A 20,752-nucleotide genomic window follows, 5' to 3' on the forward strand; every position below is an offset into this window, starting at 1 on the left:
CCGGAAATGGGTATTTAGGGGGCACAAAAACCATGTCTGACGTGGCGTTGAGCGGTGCATTGGCAGGGGCGGCGGGCACACCAAGCAGCAAGCCCAATCTCGATCACGGCACCAGCACAGTTACTGTCTTCATCTTCCTGGCGCTTCTAGCCGGGGGCCTCTTCTTTACCGCCTACAGCCTCTATCAGGATATCGAAGCGGCCAACGTGCCGGTCACGACCTGGTTACCTTTCTTGTTGCTGGGCGTCGCGCTGATGATCGCCCTCGGCTTCGAATTCGTCAACGGTTTCCACGATACCGCGAACGCCGTCGCGACCGTCATCTACACGCACTCGATGCCAGCCAACGTCGCTGTTCTCTGGTCCGGCTTCTTCAACTTCCTCGGCGTATTGCTCTCGACCGGCGCCGTCGCCTTCGGCATCATCTCGTTGCTTCCCGTCGAGCTGATCCTGCAGGTCGGCTCGAGCGCCGGCTTCGCCATGGTGTTCGCGCTCTTGATCGCCGCCATCATCTGGAATCTCGGAACCTGGTGGCTGGGTTTGCCGTCTTCGTCGTCGCACACGCTGATCGGCTCGATCATCGGCGTTGGCGTCGCCAACTCGCTGCTGCACGGCGGCAACGGCACGTCGGGCGTCGATTGGGGCAAAGCTCAGGAAATTGGCACCTCGCTGCTCGTATCGCCGGTTGTCGGTTTCACCTGCGCGGCGGCTCTCCTGCTCATCTTGAAGTTCATCGTCCGCAATCCCGCGCTCTATAAGGAGCCGGCAGGCAATCAGCCGCCGCCGTGGTGGATCCGCGGACTTCTGATCCTCACCTGCACGGGCGTTTCGTTCGCACACGGATCGAACGACGGACAGAAGGGCATGGGTCTCATCATGCTCATCCTGATCGGCACCATTCCGACGGCTTATGCTCTGAACCGCACGCCGGGCCCATCGCAGATCGTCGAGTTCAAGGCGAATGCCGCGGCCGCAGCCGCAGTGATCGAAAAGCAGGCGTCGGGCTATAACGTTCTCGGCAACCCCCGGCCGGCCGTCGAAGCCTACATCTCGACGCGTACAATCAACGAGGGCACGTATCCGAGCATCGCGGCTCTCGTACGCGATATCTCTCAGCAGGTCGATACCTACGGCGCGCTCGACAAGGTGCCCGCGGCAGCTGTCTCGAACGTACGTAACGATATGTACCTGGTGTCGGAAGCACTCCGCTTCCTGCTCAAGGACAAGGCCAACAACCTGAAACCCGACGAAGTCAAGTCGATCACCGCGTTCAAGGGCTCGCTCGACAAGGCAACGCGCTTCATCCCGCTCTGGGTCAAGGTCGCGGTTGCAATTGCTCTTGGCCTCGGCACGATGATCGGTTGGAAGCGCATCGTCGTGACGGTGGGCGAGAAGATCGGCAAGACGCATTTGACGTACGCGCAGGGTGCTTCTGCCGAGCTTGTCGCGATGGCGACGATCGGCGCAGCCGACGCTTACGGCTTGCCGGTGTCGACCACCCACGTTTTGTCGTCGGGTGTGGCGGGAACGATGGCTGCCAACGGCTCGGGTCTGCAATGGGCGACCGTGCGGAACCTGCTCATGGCATGGGTTCTGACGCTCCCGGTCTCGATTGTTCTTGCCGGCGGTCTCTACGTTATCTTCTCGAAAGTGTTCTGATCTTCGAAGAAATCAGAACTGGTTCGAAAGGCGCGCGCCCGTAGGCCGCGCCTTTCTTCATTGTGCTGAAGTTACTCTCCGCGTGGGTACGAATAATTTTGCCGCCAACTGTTGACGCGCCGCTGCGTTTTGAGGACGTTGTTTCTCTTAGCGTTGCTGTTGGAGGTTCCTTTGCCGCCGGAAGTCCTCGCCCTCACCTGGGCACTGCTCTTCGTCGTCGCCAGCGGCCTTGTTTTCCGGTTTTTCTCCTGGGTCGGCCGTCGCTCCCGAGGGCGACAATCGTCGAACGTCACAGCCAATAGAGTGGAAGATGCGGGGGCTCCGAAAGCAGCGGCAGCGCCCCTTCCCGTTTCTGCACCTCCGCCTGCTCGCCCGGCCGTTGATGTGCCGGGAACCGCGTCGCGCCCTGCCGTTGTCGCAGACGTGCCGAAGCCGGCGCCTGCCCGGGATTATGTTTCGCCGCGAGCTTCAATCGAACCTACCGCGCTGAACGTCGAGCGCTCTGTTGGCGTTACCGATAAGCCGGCTGCGGTCATCGTGGAGCCGCCGAAGCCTTCACTTCGCGCGCCGCTAAAGCCGAGCATCGGAGCGACCCTCGCGCCAACGCCACCGCCGACGGTGCTGCAAAAGCCGAGCATTGCGGCGACGCTGCCGCCCGTGACGGCTGAGTCGGCTGCGCAGATTGCGCAGGTTGTAGAGCCTGTCGTGGAGGTCATAGAACCTGCCGCTCCAGCTGTTGTGATGGCGTCCGATCCGCCGGCGCCCGATCTTGCCGCACCCGCCGCTCCCTTCGTCACGCGCACGAAGTTGTTCGATTCAAAGCTTCTTCGGGCTTGGAAGCTCGGGGCGATTGCTCCGCGGCTCGACGTTCGCCTTAAGGAATCGCGGAACCGGAAAGTGGTTTCGGGTCCGAAGACGAGCCGGAAACCGCCGGAGGCCGTAAGCACGAAGGAACTGAAGGTGCTTGCGCAACGAAGCGCCCCGGACCGGCCACCCGTTCGGCGCATCCGCCGCGAGAGGGCTGAAAATATTCTAGCCTCGGCGCAGGCTCAAACCCGGATCGTCGGCGTGCCTCCGCGCGGCTATCGCGTCCTCGCGGCGAATGAGCTGTGAATTTCTGTGCGACTGTGGCTGATTAAGCGTGCCAAAAGCGACCGTCTCGAACCGTCTCAGCACGCCATTTGCTCAATCGTGATTCTTCCGGATCGGCGGTAGACGCTCGGTTTTGTGCGGTTTTCCTCACGTTCGGCATAAGCGGCTGAACGCGGTCCACACCTTATCCTCATCTCTCCACATTGTTCGGCGGCTTCAGGGTGTCCGGCTGGCTCAGGGCCCGCGAATCAGGGCAATTTCCGGCCAGATTAATCTTTGAGAAATGCGGAGTTAGAGATGGCACAGCAGGTGCGGGCCCCCCTGTCGGTTTACATGCTCGCTGATCATCTCGATGCCGCGCTTGCAGCGGGCGAAGACTTGATGGCTCGCGGCGGCGACTGGCGCGCGCTTACCGAGACGCCTGCCGATCCGAGCGACTTCATCCTGCGTCAGCGCGCTGTTGCGGAAGAGGTCCGCAGCTTCGAACTGATGCTCGTCGCCCGTATCCTGAAGGCCCGCAGCCACGCAAGCTCGCTCGCCGAATGTGATGACCGCTTCCGTGCCATCGCCAAGCTCTTCGTCTCGGGCACGGCTATTCTGCTCGATGCCGTTGAGGAAAGCGGCGATGCCAGAGCCTCGGATTTCGATACTGCGGACGACATCGTCGCCTACGTTCGCAGCCGTGGCCTCATCGCGCCCGACGCACCGGCCATGCGGGTCGCTTCGGATCTGACGATCGACGACAATTTCCTCGTCGCGAAGCGCATCGCTCTCGGGCCGCTTCTCGACATGGCGGCTGCTTTTCTCGATGCGCTCGACGTTCAGTACGATCTTTTTGGCGGCGACGCGCCGGTCACGTCGAGCGTGCGCACGGCCGACGCCGAAGAGAGCGAGCGGGCGCGGCTGAACTGACGCGACTGGCTTGATACGACTGGCGGCGCCTCACACGCCCAATGCCGCTTTGAGCGTGTTGACCGCCTCGGTCAGGCGGTCTTGGTCGGAACAGCGCAGCACCAAATCGGACGCCGGCCGGCCGTCGCGCAGCAGCGGGTAGCTTCCCATCTGCACATCCCGGTAGCGGCTCTGGTGGGCGGAGAATATCTCGGCGATTTCGCTCTCCGGACGATTGACCGAGATCGTGACGGACAAGAGCTTGGCGCCGGTCTCCAGCAGCGGCGTCAGGGATCGGAGCATTTCTCGCATGATGCTCGGCACGCCGGCCATGACGAAAACATTCCCGAGGCGAAAGCCGGGCGCGGCCGACACAGGATTTTCGATCAAGTCAGCGCCTGAGGGTATCCGCGCCATGCGAAGGCGCGCCGGGGTCAATTCGAGGCCCTTTGCGGCGTAGTAATCGCTCAGAATTTTCTCGGCTCGCGCGTCGATGGCGATGGGCACTCCGAAGGCCTTCGCAAGACTGTCGGCCGTGATGTCGTCGTGGGTCGGACCTATGCCGCCGGTTGTGAAGAGATAATCGTAGCGGCGGCGCAGGGCATCGACGGCGGCGACGATATCGGCCTCATCGTCCGGGACCACGCGGACTTCGCGCAGCCTGATGCCAACATTCGTCAGGTGCTCGGCGAGGGCGCCGATATTCTGATCTTTGGTTCGCCCGGAAAGGATTTCATCGCCAATGACGAGCAGAGCCGCCGTCACGATCCGTTCTTCTGCCAAGGTGCCACTCGCCGATATGTGCATTGCTTCCTCGTCTTAGCATTCCCGGCCGCCGCACGAAAACACTTGCCCGCCGGTCCCGCTCGCCGATAAGGGCTAGCGATGAAATTCGCACATCCCCTCGTTCCCGGCATTCTCATTCAGCGCTACAAGCGGTTCCTCGCCGACGTTACGACGTCGGGCGGCGTCACGGTGACTGCCAGCTGCCCGAACACGGGCTCGATGCTTGGGCTTGCGACGCCGGGGGCGCGTATTTGGCTCTCGGAAAGCGACAGCCCAACGCGCAAATATCGCCATACGTGGGAATTGATCGAAGCCGATCTCGGCCAGGGGGCCCATATCGTCGGCATCAATTCCGGGCGTCCCAACGGACTCGTGACCGAAGCCATTCAGGCGGGGCTGATTGCGGAGCTTTCCGGCTATTCGACGCTGCGCCGCGAGGTGAAATACGGGCTCAACAGCCGGATCGACCTTCTTCTTTCGGGCGGCCCCGATAAGCGCGATTGCTATGTCGAAGTAAAAAACGTGCACCTGATGCGGACGTCAGGGCTCGCAGAGTTTCCGGATAGCAAAACCGAGCGGGGCGCCAAGCATCTGCGCGAGCTTTCGAGCATGGTCGAGCAGGGCCATCGCGCGGTCATGGTGTTTCTTGTGCAGCGCAGCGACGCCCAGAAATTCTCTGTCGCCGCGGATATCGACCCAGCCTATGCCGCGGCATTTCAGACCGCGGCGGCTTCCGGCGTCGAAATGCTCTGCTATACGTGCCGCCTCAGCCCTATGGAAATCGAGGTTGAGAAGCGGATCGAGATTGCCGATCTTTCATAAGAAAAGCCGAACAACGGCCGAAACGAAAAAGAGAGAGCCAACGTACTCTCCACCAGACGACGGCGTTAGGGCGCCGAAAAAGGAAACGAAACCCAAGGTGACGAGCCATGTATTCACGGCGCGATTTTTCACGATTGGGCATCGCTCTGGGCGGAGCCTTCGCGATGCTGAAGTCGGCTTCGGGATATGCCGAAGCGGCCTCTGAGACATTCGAGATTACGAAGTCCGATGACGAGTGGAAGAAAGAGCTGACGCCGGAACAGTTCAACGTCCTGCGCCAGCAGGGCACCGAGCGCGCCGGGACATCTCCGCTCGACCAAAACGATGCTGCCGGCACCTATGACTGCGCCGGTTGCGATTTAGCGCTTTTTTCCTCGGCGACGAAGTTCCATAGCGGCACGGGCTGGCCGAGCTTTTGGAAGCCGCTCGATAACGCCGTCGCCACAACGACCGACAACAGCTTTTTCATGACGCGTACGGAGGTTCACTGCCGGAGATGCGGTGGGCACCTCGGGCACGTCTTCGAGGATGGGCCGAAGCCGACGGGCCTGCGCTACTGCATGAACGGCGTGGCGCTGAAGTTCATTCCGAAGGCGATCGGTTAATCGTCCAGGCTCCCCGCCAGCAACTCACTTCATGGGCCGTCGCGCAATTTCGCGGCGGCTTTCGCGTTCCTGGGCCGCGGATCGGTTTGTTACAGCGCGTTCTTGGGGCTGCCTTCACCCCCCCCGGGGACCCTGCGGGCCTGTTATCTCTCAACTGAGTGCTACCGACGCAGCGCGGTCATGACCGTTTGAAATAAGAGGCTAATTTCAGGATATAGCGCGTTCGCGCCTTGCCTACACCGCGCGACGAGCCCGTCCGAGCATAAAACGGCCTCGGATGTAGGCCTTTTTCGAAAGATTGGTTTGGTAGTTTGGAGCGCGGCAGCCACGCCATGCGTTGCATATCGCAGGCGAGGCTCGGCGCGTATAAATGTGGGGCTTGCGGGGCAACGGATTTCTCCGAACCGTGCGTTTCATGACCGGGTGATAGGACGAACAGAGCCGATGCGTGCCGTGTTGTTACGGCATCCGGCCGAGTTGGATGCGGAAAAAAGCGGCGATGACGCTACTTCGGTGGGTTTCTACGGTTGTCGTTGTCGGCGCGCTCGCCGGCGGCGTTTATTACACGATGCAAGGCCGGACGCCTGATGGCGCGGCCGCCAGCCGGCGCGGCGGGATGGGTGGCGGCGGTCCTGTCGCTGTGGTCGCCAAGAACGCCGATACGGCGGACGTACCAATTTACCTGGAGGGCGTCGGCTCGGTCAAAGCGCTCAACACGGCGACTGTCCGCGCGCAGGTCGACGGCCGCCTCTTGAGCGTCGACTTCGTCGAAGGCGAGGACGTCAAGAAGGGTGATGTGCTGGCGAAGATCGATCCCGTGACCTACCAGGCGCAACTCGATCAAGCCATCGCCAAGAAGGCTCTGGACGAGGCGCTGCTCGCCAACACCAAAAAGGATCTCGAGCGCTTCCAGAAGGTCGGCACGCTGGCGATTTCACAGCAGCAGATCGATACGCAGATCGCGCTCATCAAGCAGCAGGAAGCGCAGGTCAAATCCGATACGGCGTCGATCGAGAATGCGACTGCAATCCTCGGATATACGACGATCGTCGCGCCATTCGACGGCCGCACCGGCATTCGCCTTGTCGACGAAGGCAACCTCGTGCATGCGGGAGATGCCGGCGGCATCGCCGTCATTACGCAGGTGCAGCCCATTTCGGTGGTGTTCACGCTGCCGCAACAACAGTTGCCGACGTTGACCAAATCAAGCTCCGAAGGAACGCTGGCGGCGCATGCGTTGTCGACCGACAGCCAGACCGAGCTTGATACCGGCACGCTCAAGGTCATCGACAATCAGGTCGATCAGCAGACCGGCACGATCCGTCTCAAGGCCGAGTTCCCGAACGACAAGCGCCAGCTGTGGCCGGGACAGTTCGTCAACGTCCGGCTTCTCGTCGATACGCTGAAAGGCGTCGTCGTCGCGCCGACGGAAGCCGTGCAGCGGGGCCCGGACGGCACATATGTTTACGTCGTTGGCGACGGCAACGTCGCCGAGATGCGGCAGGTGAAAATTTCGCGGCAGGACGATAAGTTCGCCGTCATCGCCGAAGGTTTGACGGCCGGCGAGAAAATCGTCACGAGCGGTTTCGGCCGGCTCAAGGACGGCGCGACCGTATCGGTCACCGACGGCACGGCGGCTCCGGCAGACAAGCCTGCGATGTCGAAGAAGCCCTCGGACAGCAAGAAAGCTGCGCAGACGGACACAACAGCGAGCAGCAGCGTGCAAGCGGCGCAAGCTGCGCCTCAGGCTGCGGCTCAGGGCTCACCGGAAGCGGCTCTCGTGACAGGCTCGACCGGCGAGGGCGGCAAGGCCGCCGGCAAACATCACCATTCTCACCGGGATAGCGGCGCATCGCCATGAGCGTTTCCCGGCCCTTTATCGAGAGGCCGATCGCGACGTTCCTACTCGCGGTCGCGACCGTTCTCGGCGGTATGCTCGGCTACTTCGCGTTGCCGATATCGTCCTTGCCGCAAGTCGACTTTCCGACCGTCGAGGTCACGACCGAACTTCCGGGCGCGAGCCCAGAGACGATGTCGACGCTCGTCACGGCATCGCTCGAACGCCAGTTCGGGCAGATCCAGTCGCTTGCGTCGATGTCGTCGACCAGTTCGTTCGGCCTCAGCCGCATCACGCTCCAATTCAATCTCGACCGCGATATCGACGCGGCGGCTCAGGACGTGCAAGCCGCAATTAATGCCGCCGGCTCGACGCTGCCGCGTAACCTCCCCTACCCTCCGACATACTCGAAGGTGAACCCGGCCGACACGCCGATCGTCACGCTCGCGCTGACGTCGGACACCCAGTCGCTGCGATCGCTTTCGGATCTTGCGGATACGCTGCTCGCGCAGCGCCTCGCCTCCGTGTCGGGCGTGGGTCACGTTGCGATCGAGGGCGGCATCAAACCTGCTGTGCGCGTCGAAGCCGATGTATCGCGTCTTGCGAGCTACGGCCTCAGCATGGCCGATCTCAGCACGGCTATTGCCAGCGCCAACGTCGCCGGGCCCAAGGGCTCGCTCGACGGCGAAAAGCAGTCGTACACGATCGCCGCCAACGATCAGATCGATCAGGCGAAGGCCTACGACGACGTCATCATTGCGTATCGCAACAGCGCGCCGGTTCGCATCAAGGACGTCGCGCGCGTTACAGATGGTCTCGAAAACACGCGTGTCGGCGGCTGGTACAATGGCAAGCCCGCGGTCATCGTCGACGTTCAGCGGCAGCCGGGCGCCAACGTCCTCGACACCGTGTCGCGCATCAAGCAGGAATTGCCGCGCGTCGAACGCAGCATGCCGGCCGGCGTCAATCTCGCAATCGTCAGCGACCGCACCGGCACGATCAAAGCGTCAGTCAATGACGTGCAGTTCACGCTCGTCCTCAGCGTCGGCCTCGTCATCATGGTCGTCCTTTTGTTCCTGCGCTCGTTCCGCGCGACGATCATTGCGGGCGTCGCTCTGCCGGTGTCCTTGATCGCCACGTTCGGCGTCATGTATTTCTGCGGCTTCAGCCTCGACAATCTCTCCTTGATGGCGCTCACGATCGGCACCGGGTTCGTCGTCGACGATGCGATCGTGATGATCGAGAACGTCGTGCGCCACATCGAAAAGGGCGAGAAGCCGATGAAGGCCGCCCTCGACGGCGCGCGCGAGATCGGCTTCACCGTCATCTCGCTGACGCTGTCGTTGATCGCGGTTTTCATACCCTTGCTTTTCATGACCGGCCTCGTCGGACGCATGTTCCGCGAGTTCGCTATGACGCTGACGATTGCCGTCGTCGTCTCGGCGATCGTATCGCTGACGCTGACGCCGATGATGTGCTCGAGGCTCCTGCGCAGCGGCGGCCATGACGAAAAGGGAGGCGTCATTGGCCGCTTCATCGAGCGCGTGATCGAAGCCTACGGACGCTCTCTGGAATTCGTGTTTCGCCATCAGACGGCGACGCTTCTCGTCGCGCTGCTGACGGTCGTCATCACGATCTGGCTCTATGTCATCATGCCGAAAGGCTTCTTGCCGGACCAGGATACCGGCGCTATCACAGCCGTCGTCGAAGGCGGCCCGCAGATCTCATTTGCCGAGATGTCGCGCTTGCAGAAGGAAGTTGCCGCCATCGCCGCGGCCGATCCGGACGTTACGGGCGTCGCGTCCATCGTCGGCATCGGACAGCTCAACGCCACGCAGAACGTCGGCAGCCTCAAGATCATGCTGAAGCCGCGCGATGAGCGAAAATCGAATGTCGTGCAAGTGATCCAGCGGCTAAAGCACGCCGTCAAGCCTACTCCCGGTACGATCGTCTACTTCCAGCCCGTGCAGGACGTGCAGATTTCGACGCAGGCGAGCCGCGCGCGCTATCAGTATACGCTCGCGAGCACCGACGCCGATGAGGTTTCCGAGTGGTCTAAGAAGATGGCGGCCGCACTTCATGCGTCCCCGTTCCTTCGCAATGTCGCGTCGGAGGAAGTCGACGGCGGACTCATTGCACGCATCGACGTCGATCGGGTTACCGCCGGACGGCTCGGCGTCACGATGCAAGCCATCAACGATGCGCTTAGCAACGCATTCGGCCAGCGTCAGGTTTCGACGATTTACGAGCAGGCCAATCAGTATCGCGTCGTTCTGGAGGCGGCTCCCGAATATCGCAGCGATCCGTCGCGGTTGAACCGGCTCTACGTTCCGTCGAGCACGACGGGGACGCAAGTCTTGCTGACCTCCGTCGCAACTATCGCATACGATACGGCGCCGCTCGCGATCAGCCATCAAGATCAGTTCCCGGCCATAACGATCAGCTTCAATCTGGCGCCCAATGCGTCGCTGAGCGATGCGCTTGCGGCAATCGATACCGCAAAGAAAGAGGTCGATCTGCCGGCATCGGTGACGGGCACGTTCTATGGCGATGCGGCTGAATTCTCTAAATCGCTAAGCAACCAGCCCTGGCTGATCCTCGCCGCCATCGTAACGATCTACATCGTCCTCGGTGTTCTCTACGAAAGTCTCATCCATCCGTTCACGATTTTGACGACGCTGCCGTCAGCCGGCATCGGCGCGGCTTTGGCGCTCGAGCTCACCGGCAACGATCTCTCGTTCGTCGCGCTCATCGGCATCATTCTGCTGATGGGCATCGTGAAGAAAAATGCGATCATGATGATCGACTTCGCGCTGGACGCTGAACGCGAGCGCGGACTTTCGCCACGGGATTCGATCAAAGAGGCGGCGTTGCTCCGCTTCCGGCCGATCATGATGACGACGCTTGCCGCGCTTTTCGGTGCGCTGCCACTTGCGCTCGAAAGCGGAACGGGTTCGGAACTTAGAAATCCTCTCGGCATCACGATCGTCGGCGGTCTGCTCTTGAGTCAGCTCCTGACGCTCTACACGACGCCGGTTATTTATCTGACGATGGAGCGGCTTCGCGCGCGCCTCGGCGGCGGCCGGTCTGTCGATAAGAGCGAAGAGATCGAGCCACCTGCCGCCGGGCTGACAGCCAGACCGAATAGCCTCCCGGCGGCCGCGGAGTAGGCGATGAACGTCTCGCGCATCTTCATCGAGAGGCCCATCGGAACAGCGCTGCTCGCCATCGGCCTGTTTCTCGCGGGCGCCGTTGCGTACGGGCTCCTCCCCGTCGCGAGCATGCCGGCGATCGAGTTTCCGACCGTTCGGATCATGGCGACACGTCCCGGCGCCGACCCATCGACGATGGCGTCCAGCGTCGCCTCCCCGCTCGAACGGCGTCTTGGCGAAATCGCGGGCGTCACCGAGATGACGTCGACGAGCTCGCTCGGCTCGACGTCCATCGCGATGCAGTTCGACCTCAATCGCAATATCGACGGCGCGGGCCGCGACGTGCAGGCGGCCTTGAACGCAGCGACCGCGGATCTTCCGGGCGACCTGCCGCAAGTGCCGACATTCCGGAAAGCGAACCCTTCCGCCTCGCCAATTCTCATCCTCGCGTTGACGTCAAAGACGATGACGACGAGCGCAATCTACGACACCGCCGACACCGTCATCGGCCAGCGTATTTCGCAAGTCGATGGCGTGGCTGACGTGACGGTAAGCGGCGCCGACCAACCAGCGACGCGCATCCAGGTCGATCCCACGCTCGTTGCTGCGATGGGCGTCAGCTTCGAAGACGTGAAGAATGCCGTCTCCAACGCCAACGATCTCTCGCCGATAGGCTCGGTGGACGGCGAGCGGCAAACGATCATCCTGCAGTCCAACGCGCAGATGACCGAGCCCGACGAATACAAAAATATCGTCGTGAAGAACATGCCGAACGGCGATATCGTCAAGGTGGGCGACGTCGCGAACGTCATAACGGCGACGCGAAACGCGCGTTCGTCGGCGCGCTTCGGCCATGATCCGGCGGTGCTGCTGATCATCACGAAGACGCCCGAGGCGAATGTCATCGACACGGTCGACCGGGTGAAGGCGCTCCTTCCCCAGCTCAAAGAGTGGATACCGGCGGGCATCGACATTTCGATCCTCACCGACCGGACGACGACGATCCGTGCGTCAGTTCACGACATGCAATTTACGCTCGGGTTGACGATCCTGCTCGTCATGTCCGTCGTGTTCGTCTTTCTCCGGCGCCCGACGCCGACGATCGCGGCCGGCATTACGGTGCCGCTGTCGCTTGCAGGCACGTGCGCCGCGATGTGGGCCGCCGGGTTTTCGATCAACAACCTCACGCTGATGGCGCTCGCCGTTGCCGTCGGCTTCGTTGTCGACGACGCGATCGTGATGATCGAAAACGTCTATCGCAATATGGAAAAGGGCATGAAGCCCTATGCGGCGGCGCTTGCGGGATCGCAGCAGATCGGCTTCACCGTCATTTCAATCTCGGTGTCCCTCGTCGCGGCATTCATACCGGTTCTGTTCATGACCGGCATCGTCGGCCGGTTGCTTCACGAGTTTGCCCTGACGCTGACATTCGCTATCGCCATCTCAGCCGTCGTGTCTCTCACGGTCACGCCTGTGATCTGCGCTCACTTCATCAAGGCCGGGGCCGAGGAACATAAGAACCTTGCCGACCGCATTTTCGAAGGGGCACTCGCTCTCGTCGTGCGAAGCTATGCGTTTACGCTCAGAATTGCCCTTCGCAATCAGCTGGTCATGCTCGCGGTGTTCGTGGCGACGATCGTGCTTACGATCCATTTCTACACCGTCCTGCCGAAGGGCTATCTGCCCGAGGACGACACGGGCCTGATCATCGCGGCGACGGAAGCCAACGCGGATGTGTCGTTCGCGGAGATGAGCAAGCTCCAGAGACAAGCTCTCAACGTGATCCTCGCCGACCCGGCGGTCGACAATGTCGGCTCATCCATCGGCGCCGGCGGCCCCAATCCGACGCAGAACCAAGGCCGCATGTTCATCAGCCTGAAGCCGATCGAAGAGCGCCACAACGTTTCGACTGCGGTCGTGATCGACCGTCTGCGCGCGCCGCTGGGCAAGATCGTCGGACTGGCGACAAGGCTGATGCCGTCTCGCGATATCCGGGCCGGAGCGCGCGCGGGCAAGGCGGATTACCAGTATACGCTATGGGCAATCAACGCCGACGATCTCTATGAGTGGGTCCCGAAAGTCATCGACGCGGTTCGCGCCGTTCCTGGACTTGCGGACGTGACGTCCGATCGCGAGGCCGGCGGACTGCAGCTCAATGTCAACATCAATCGCGACGTCGCGTCACGACTGAACGTCGCGATCGTCGACATCGACAACGCGCTCTCGAACGCCTTCTCGCAAACCCAATTCTCGACGATTTACGGCGATCGCAACCAATACAAAGTTATTCTGGAAGTCGATCCGAAGCTCCAGGTTCATCCCAAGGATCTGTCGCGAATCTATGTGCCGACGATCGACCGCACGCAGCAGATCCCACTCTCGAGCGTCATTTCGACGAGCGAAGGCATCGCGTCGCTGGTCGTCAACCATCAGGGCCCGTTCCCTGCCGTGACGATAAATTACAATCTGCGGCCTGGCGTCAGCATGGATACGAGTCTCCAAGGCATCGACGCCGCTCTCCAGGCTCTGCATATGCCGGAGACCATTCACGGTGAACCCGCGGGCGACGCCAAGTCGTTTATCGAGCAGGCACGCCAACAGACCCTGCTGATTCTGGCGGCGCTCGTCGCGATCTATATCGTGCTCGGCGTGCTCTACGAAAGTCTCGCGCATCCGCTGACGATCATCTCGACACTGCCTTCGGCGGGCCTCGGCGCGTTGCTCGCGTTGCAGATGGCAAGCATGGATCTTTCTGTCATAGCGCTCATCGGCGTCATTTTGCTGATCGGCATCGTGAAGAAGAACGGCATCATGCTCGTCGATTTCGCATTGCATGCAGAACGCGAGCGCGGGCTCTCACCGCAGGCTGCGATCTACGACGCCTGCTTGCAGAGGTTCCGTCCTATCTTGATGACGACGCTGGCTGCGCTGCTCGGCGCCATTCCGCTCGCTGTTGCGGTCGGCCCGGGTTCGGAATTGCGCCGGCCCCTCGGTATCACGATCATTGGCGGTCTCGTCGTCTCGCAGGTGCTGACGCTTTACACGACGCCGGTGATCTACCTGCTGCTCGAGAAGCTCAAGGCAAGATTTGCGCGCGGCGGCGAGAAGAGTCCGCCGGCGGTCTCTACAGCCGAAAGCACCTGATCGAGAGCTCTGGATCTCGGGCGCTCATTCCGACTATCCCAGATCGCACAATTAGCCAAACCTTGTAATTCGGCCGTACACCGACGGAATCGCTCTCGACACTGTCGCGATTGGTAAGATAGCGTCCTTGAGCTTCCTTGCTGTTCAAGACTGGCTGGATTTCTCGTCAGCTTCCTCAAGCGTCGCCTCAGAAGAGATGGAGCGGGATGAACGACCTTCCCGTAGGGATGTGCGCATTCGGAACGGCGGCGCCGCCAGTGGAAACACAAAGGCGGCGAGAGGCGTCCTGTTGGCGATTGCTCAACATCCTGAATTCTTTTTTATTACCGGATTGGCGTGAGGAGACATTCGAGTTCGCAAACGACGTCGAAGGAATGTTCGGCTGCGTCGCGCGCCGGAATTCGCTCGACTGGTTTACCATCGCCGGTCAGCTCGGGTATCCGTCGGCTCGGCTCGCGGCGACAATAGCTGCGGAAATCCGTGCTCTCAGCGCAGCTATCAAGGACAGGGACCGGGACGCATTTGCTGATGCGCGAACGGTCCTTCTCGAGCTTCCCACTCGCCGCTGTGTCTATGCGTTCCTCAAGCGGAAAAGGATTGCGGACGAGCCGAAAGCCGGTTGGATTTTCATGCTGGCCAATGCCGAGAGCGAACTGATCTCGGCCGGCATGACGACCCGCTCCGTCGAGCATCGGCTCAAGGAAATCAATCGGGCAACAGACGTAGGGAATACGTTCGGAATATACCGCTGCTGGCGCGTTTCGGATCCGGTCCGCGCCGAAAACATCGTGATCGACGCTCTTTCGAAAAGTGGATGCTTCCAGGCGCCAGCTTCCGTCGCCGGAAAGACATTAGACGCCGCAATCGACGACAGCGGGCTCGAGATCAGGACACTGAATGCTTTGGGTTCTTTGGAAGAGCGTCACCTTTGGGGAATTTTCCCTCGTCATTTCCACTGGGGGCACTTGTCGTATAATCGCTGAAGCTCCGCGCGTGCACGGAAGCGCGCCTGAAGACCAATCAACTATCGAGCACGTGCTCCGCGCCGACGCTGCATCGAATCTTTGCGGAAACTGGCGCGGTTCTGTTCCGGGGCAACAGATGCCGCATCACGTTCGCGGTTTGCGAGCGAAGCGGCCAAGCTTCGCAAAGTGGGGAACTGAAACAGGCGCACAAGCGACACTTTCGCACCGGTCCGCGTGCGGATCTTTTCTGCGACGCTGACCATCGTCAAGGAACTGGCGCCAAGGTCGAAGAAGTTGTCATCGAGCCCGACATCGGCCAGCCCCAGAACGTCCTGGAAGATGCTCGCAAGCTCGCGTTCCACGTCCGTCGCCGGTGCGACAAAGGCCGTCACAGTCTCGTGGCGCGCGCGATCGGGCGCCGGCAGCGCTTGCCGGTCGAGTTTGCCGTTGGGTGTTAAAGGCAACGCGTCGAGCAAGACAAATGCCGACGGCAGCATGTATTCCGGCAGCGCCTTGCGCAGATGCTGACGCAAAGCCGGCATGAGCGAATCTTCCCCTGCGGCCCGGAGCACAGGGCGATTAGCATACTGAGACCAATCCGGCGAAGCGCTATCGTCGGGGTTGGCGGCACTTATGGGGCCTGCATCAGTCGCACGTGCTACTCCCGCCGCACGAGGACGATAAACTGCATCGAAGAATTCTCGTCCGGCGGCTGACCACTCGATGGACACATCGCCCTTTTCGGCTAGCGATCTCACGTCTTCGGGGTCGATCCCGACGGAGTGCTGAAGGCCACTGGTGGAGTGACCGGCCAGAGAGCCCAATTTCGCCGAAGGTGACAGCGCCTTGAGCGCGTCAAGCGCCGCCACTGCCGATGCCACGCGGGCATTCGGGATCCCGGTCACGCGGATCGGCGATTGCGCAGAACGCAAGATGTCGCCCAACGCCTCGATCGTGCATGGTTCCGGGGTTTGCACCGTCGTCGTGGCGACGGGCGAAAGCGATATTCCACCTTTCTTGCGGATGACGACGTCGTACCGGAAGCGCGTCATCTCGCTCTGCGCGCGTCCGGTCTTCAGTTCCACTTCGACGCTTTCGACCGAGTGAATGAACTTCGGCAGTGCCCGAAACAGCTCCGGATCCAGCACCAATTCCGCTTCGTCATCGTACCGCTTGCGCAGACGCGTCCGAAGCTCGTCCGCCTCCGTATCCGGCGATGCTCTGAGCAATTCGATTTCCGCCAGCATGACCTCAAGGAGCGCACGACTTCGCACATCGCCCACGAATATCGCCCCGCCCGGCGCCAGCTTTTCGATGCACTGCGCGAGAACATCGACGAAGTAATCCACATTCGGAAAGTACTGCACCACGGAATTTATGACGATCGTGTCGAACGGTCCGCCGTCGATGGAAGCGAGCGTGTTTGCCGCCCGCTGCTCGAGAACGACGTTGCCTAGACCCTTCTGATCAGCCTCAGTTCTCACGCGGGCAAGTGCCGCCGCGGAGAGGTCGATGCCGTGGTAGCGATCGCAGTTCGGAGCAACGCGCAGAAGGATCATGCCGGTTCCGCAGCCGATCTCGAGGACGCGCTGTGGCTGGAGATCCTGGACCCGCTCAACCGTCCGCTCGATCCAATCCTGGATTTCGGCGTCGGGGATTTGTTCGCCGGTATAGCTGCTCCGCCAACCTACTGTTTCAGAGACCGCATCGCCGTTGCCGCGATACGTCTCGTCCCAGATCGTTTCCCAATGCGCCGTGCTCGGAGCGGCGGACGGGCTGCTGCCATTGGCTACAGGCACGACATAGGCAATGAGGCGTTGCTCGCCGCTACCTTCATCGGACCGCGCGACGACTGCGCTTTGCTTCACCGAGGGATGCCGGCTCAGCACTGACTCGATCTCGCCAGGCTCGATCCTATGGCCTCGAATCTTAACCTGCTGATCGAGCCGGCCGAGGTACTCAATTGTACCATCGTGGAGCCAACGCCCGAGATCGCCCGTGCGGTAGAGATGCTCGTCGCTGCGGCCGAACGGATCGGGGACGAACCGCTCTCTGGTCAGCTCGGGCCGTCCAAGATAGCCGCGCGCAACGCCTGCGCCACCGATGACAATTTCACCGGGCACGCCGATGGGCAGTGGACGCAGGAATTGATCGACGACGTAGACACGGGTGTTCGCAATGGGCCCGCCGATGGTGATCGGATCGCTCGTGCCACCGACCTTAGCCGTCGTCGACCAGATGCAGGTTTCGGTTGGGCCGTACATATTGTGGATCGGTCCCTGGTATCTGGAACGCAATCGATCGATCAGCGCACGCGGCAGCGCCTCGCCGCCCAGCAGAAGCATGCGCAAATGTCCCAGCGCATCGAGTGAAACATCGTCGGCCGCCAGGATGCTCGCAAGAGATGGCGTGGCCTGCAGGTGGGTCACGCCGTGGCGGGCGATTTGTGAAGGGATATCCTGGTTCAACTCTTCGGTGCCCGGGTTGGTCATCCGGCGCAATTCGTCAAGGTGCGGAAGGTTAGCCAACACGTCTTCGGTCGAGATGCCAAAATCGATCAAGCAGGCAATTTCGTCGACGCCGTATGCCTTCAGTTTTTCGATCTTGGCGACGCAAGATGCCGGCGTTCCAAATAAGCCTGCCGTTTCGAAGTAGCGCGCGAAGGCGTGCTCCATGATGGCATCGAGTTCTTCCGGCTGCAGATCCGACAAAGCCATACGAGGGTCGGAAGCGTCGCGGTCATCGCGCTTCGCAAAGGGGGTCAACTCCCACCGCATTTTCGCGACCAGGTCGGTGGACGTCTTGAGGTATTCAATGAAAGGGCCGCGAACCTTGCGGCGCACTTCTTCTTCATCTGCGCCGACGAAGGTGTGAAGCATCAGCGACACCGACCCCCGACCCTCATGGCCCGCTTCAGCCCAGGCCTTACGATAAACTGCAACGTTCTCCACGAACTGCTCGGGCTTCATCACCAGGAAGTTCGTCAGCACGTTGGCGCCCATTCGCCCTGCAAGCGCAAACGTATCGGGGTGCGAACTGGCGGTTACCCATAATTTGGGTTCTTTCTGCACCGGCGGTGGGAACGTCTTCACCTGAACCGTCTGGCCATCGCCATCGATCGTCTCGACGGCCTCGCCGCGCCACAGCGCTTTGACCGTTTCGATACCGCGTGCAAAATGCTCGCGCCGGTTTTTGTAGTTTTGAGGCTGCAAAGCGAAATCGCGTACGTGCCAGCCGGAGGCGAAGCTCAGACCGACGCGGCCGTTGGACAGATTGTCCACCATCGACCACTCTTCGGCGATACGAAATGGACTGTGCAAGGGGAGCACGACGCTACCCGCGCGAATAGCGACGCGCCGGGTGACGGCCGCGACTGCCGCACCCGTCACCGCGGGATTTGGGTACAAACCGCCAAACGGATGGAAGTGACGTTCCGGTGTCCAGACCGCGGAAAAGCCATGCTGGTCAGCAAATTTTGCGCCTTCTAGCAACAGACGGTATCTGCCGCTGGCCCTGCCGGCAGCATCATCGGAGTCGGCCGCAAAATAGAATAAGCTGAAATCGATGGGTGTGGCGCTTGCTCGTTGCTGGGCGGCGCGTGCCTCGCGCTCAGCTTCTTTCTGGATCACCACCTTAAATCCGCGCGCCAACGTCCAAAACAGCTCAAGCACCGAAATGTCGAACGAGATGCTGGTTGTCGCGAGCCACACGCCGGGCGCCGTTCCGAGGGCCTGATCCATCCCGGTGAAGAAGCTCGTTACATTGCGGTGTTCCAGCATCACGCCTTTGGGGCGTCCTGTGGAGCCGGACGTGAAGATCACGTACGCCAGGTTATTACCGGTCACCGCGCCCCGCGGCCGTTCGTCATTTCCATTCTGACCGATGGCGTCGGCGCAGATGACATTCAATCCCGCGGGCAACTTGGTGCTCAGATCCGATGTCGTAACGACGATCCGCGCTTGCGTGTCTTCGAGAATGATCGCGAGACGCTCGCTCGGGTATGACGGGTCCATCGGCACATAGGCCGCGCCGGCTTTCAGAATGCCGAGCAGGCCAGCCACCATCTCGATGGAACGTCCGATGAATATTCCGACCATCTGATCCGGCGCCGCGCCTTGGGCGAGGATCTCGTGGGCCAGCTGATTGGCGCGCTTGTCCAACTCGCGGTAGGTGATCGATCTGTCGCCATCGACGAGCGCCAGTGCGTCCGGTGTACGATCGGCCTGCGCCTCGAAGGCTTCGTGAATGCAGCCCGGGCCGGGCAATGGCTTGTCCGTCGCGTTCCAGGTCTGAAGCACCAATTGGGCATCTCGCGATGGGAGTCGCGGCAAACTCGCGATCTTCGCATCTGGATTATCGGCGATCGCATCCAGCAGCACCTGCAGCATGTCGCCGATCCTGCCGGCAGCCGATCGGGAGAAGCAACCGGCATCGTATGACAGCTTGAACGTTATCTCAGGCCCGTCGTAGGCCATCACGTTGAATGCAAAGTTCGTCTGATCGTGGAGCTTGAAATGCCGGTTTTGCCACTCAGGTCCAAACGACTTGAAGCGCGCGTCGTTGGTCTCCGCGTTGAAGACGACGATCGTGTCGAAGACAGTCTGTGAGCGGGGCAGCTCGCTGTGGCGAAGCACGTCCGGCAGGGGGGAATGCTCGAAGGCGCGCGTCTCCACCTGATTGCGCCGCAATTGCTGGCAGAATTCAAGCGCACTCAGATCACCGTCAAGCTTGACCCGCACGGGCAAGGTATTGATGAAAAGTCCGACGACCCGATCGGCGTCCTTGATCGATGACCGGCGACATGTCCGCGTAACGCCGAAAGCCACGTCGTCACGGCCGGAAAACGCCGACAGCACGAGCGCCCAGGCCGCCTCTATGACAGTGGACGTTCGCAGCCCGGCCTTATCACAGAGCGCGTGAAGCTTCGCAGTCTGCGCCGGAGACAGCGATAACTCGAGCGTGGCGTGAGGTCCGGATGTGCGCGTCGCGCTGCCCGAAAGGCGCAATGCCTCCAAGTTGGTCGGCGTCTGAAACCCCGCGAGGGCCGTCCGCCAGAAGGTCTCAGCGGCATCCGCGCTCGACGCAAGATGCTCGCCGAGCCAGGTTATAAAATCGCGATAAGGCGGCCGGTATGGAAAGGAAGGTTGGTCACCCCGAGCAAGGGCGGCGTACGTATCGAACACGTCCTGAACAATGAACGCGAAGCAGGAGTCGAGGATCGCGTGGGAGTAGGTGAAAACAAGCTGATGCCGGTCTGCGCTCAGGTGAAACAGAGACACACGCCAGAGCGGCGCCACGTCCAACGGCAGAGCCGTCAATCGATCCTCCGTCAGGAAGGCATTGAGCGTCGCAACCTGATCGTCAGGCGGCAATGCCGATAAATCCCGCACTTCGAGCGGGACTTTAACCTCGCTTAAAACTTCCTGAAACGGGTTCCGCAAATCCTTCCAGCTGAAGCGGGTCCGCAGGATCGGATGCTGCGCGGCGACAATAGCCCAGGCGCGCGCGAGAAGGTTGGCGTCGATCGGCTCGTTGAGTTCGATCTCGAGTTGCTCCACGTCAACGCCGGGAGCTTGTGCCTCGAGATGGTGGAAGAGCATTCCCTGCTGGAGGGGGGAAAGAGGATACAAATCTTCAACCATGGTTCCGGCTTCCGATAACATGCGAGCAATTTCGAATTGTTGAATGGGCACCTCGTCCCCCCCTCAAAACCCGGGAGGACATCATACGGAAAATTTGTATCGAGACTTTACCGTTTAGGATGTAGAACCCGCAGTTGGCCCCGCACACTTACAATGCA

11 protein-coding genes are annotated in these 20,752 nt (G+C 61.2%); 9 read left to right on the top strand and 2 right to left on the bottom strand.

The window, feature by feature from the left end; translation table 11 throughout:
* Window positions 1-32: 32 nt before the first annotated feature.
* The 3 genes from AACL53_RS13445 (at window position 33) to AACL53_RS13455 (ending at window position 3,662) form a co-directional block, all read left to right on the top strand.
* The gene (locus AACL53_RS13445; protein WP_339085031.1) at window positions 33-1,658 is read left to right on the top strand and encodes an inorganic phosphate transporter; all 1,626 of its coding nucleotides are present in this window, start codon (window positions 33-35) and stop codon (window positions 1,656-1,658) included.
* A 171-nt stretch (window positions 1,659-1,829) separates the two neighbouring features.
* Window positions 1,830-2,771, top strand: coding sequence for a hypothetical protein (locus tag AACL53_RS13450; protein ID WP_339085032.1), 942 nt, complete (start codon window positions 1,830-1,832; stop codon window positions 2,769-2,771).
* Between the two features lie 276 nt (window positions 2,772-3,047).
* A complete protein-coding gene (locus tag AACL53_RS13455) occupies window positions 3,048-3,662 on the top strand; it encodes a hypothetical protein (protein WP_339085033.1) in 615 nt (204 codons plus the stop codon).
* A gap of 30 nt (window positions 3,663-3,692) precedes the next feature.
* Here the strand turns inward: AACL53_RS13455 and AACL53_RS13460 are convergent, their stop codons facing one another.
* A complete protein-coding gene (locus tag AACL53_RS13460; protein WP_339085034.1) occupies window positions 3,693-4,448 on the bottom strand; it encodes a molybdopterin-binding protein in 756 nt (251 codons plus the stop codon).
* A 78-nt stretch (window positions 4,449-4,526) separates the two neighbouring features.
* Here AACL53_RS13460 and sfsA point away from each other — a divergent pair, with 78 nt between their 5' ends.
* From sfsA to AACL53_RS13490, 6 genes are all read left to right on the top strand, one after another.
* Window positions 4,527-5,249: a DNA/RNA nuclease SfsA gene (sfsA, locus tag AACL53_RS13465; protein WP_339085035.1), complete on the top strand. Its 723-nt coding sequence runs from the start codon at window positions 4,527-4,529 to the stop codon at window positions 5,247-5,249.
* A gap of 107 nt (window positions 5,250-5,356) precedes the next feature.
* The gene (gene msrB, locus AACL53_RS13470; protein ID WP_339085036.1) at window positions 5,357-5,854 is read left to right on the top strand and encodes a peptide-methionine (R)-S-oxide reductase MsrB; all 498 of its coding nucleotides are present in this window, start codon (window positions 5,357-5,359) and stop codon (window positions 5,852-5,854) included.
* A 499-nt stretch (window positions 5,855-6,353) separates the two neighbouring features.
* The gene (locus tag AACL53_RS13475) at window positions 6,354-7,715 is read left to right on the top strand and encodes an efflux RND transporter periplasmic adaptor subunit (RefSeq protein ID WP_339085037.1); all 1,362 of its coding nucleotides are present in this window, start codon (window positions 6,354-6,356) and stop codon (window positions 7,713-7,715) included.
* Window positions 7,712-10,861, top strand: coding sequence for an efflux RND transporter permease subunit (locus tag AACL53_RS13480; RefSeq protein ID WP_339085038.1), 3,150 nt, complete (start codon window positions 7,712-7,714; stop codon window positions 10,859-10,861). The genes AACL53_RS13475 and AACL53_RS13480 overlap by 4 nt, the downstream gene beginning before the upstream one ends.
* Window positions 10,862-10,864: 3 nt before the next feature.
* Window positions 10,865-13,987 carry an efflux RND transporter permease subunit gene (locus tag AACL53_RS13485; RefSeq protein ID WP_339085039.1) on the top strand — a complete coding sequence of 1,041 codons (3,123 nt, stop codon included), beginning with the start codon at window positions 10,865-10,867 and terminating at the stop codon, window positions 13,985-13,987.
* A 206-nt stretch (window positions 13,988-14,193) separates the two neighbouring features.
* Window positions 14,194-14,970: a hypothetical protein gene (locus AACL53_RS13490; protein WP_339085041.1), complete on the top strand. Its 777-nt coding sequence runs from the start codon at window positions 14,194-14,196 to the stop codon at window positions 14,968-14,970.
* A gap of 41 nt (window positions 14,971-15,011) precedes the next feature.
* Here the strand turns inward: AACL53_RS13490 and AACL53_RS13495 are convergent, their stop codons facing one another.
* On the bottom strand, window positions 15,012-20,594 hold the full coding sequence (locus AACL53_RS13495; RefSeq protein WP_339085043.1) for a MupA/Atu3671 family FMN-dependent luciferase-like monooxygenase: 5,583 nt from the start codon (window positions 20,592-20,594) through the stop codon (window positions 15,012-15,014).
* Window positions 20,595-20,752: the final 158 nt, after the last annotated feature.

Source organism: Hyphomicrobium sp. ghe19 (assembly GCF_902712875.1).
GTDB lineage: Bacteria > Pseudomonadota > Alphaproteobacteria > Rhizobiales > Hyphomicrobiaceae > Hyphomicrobium_B.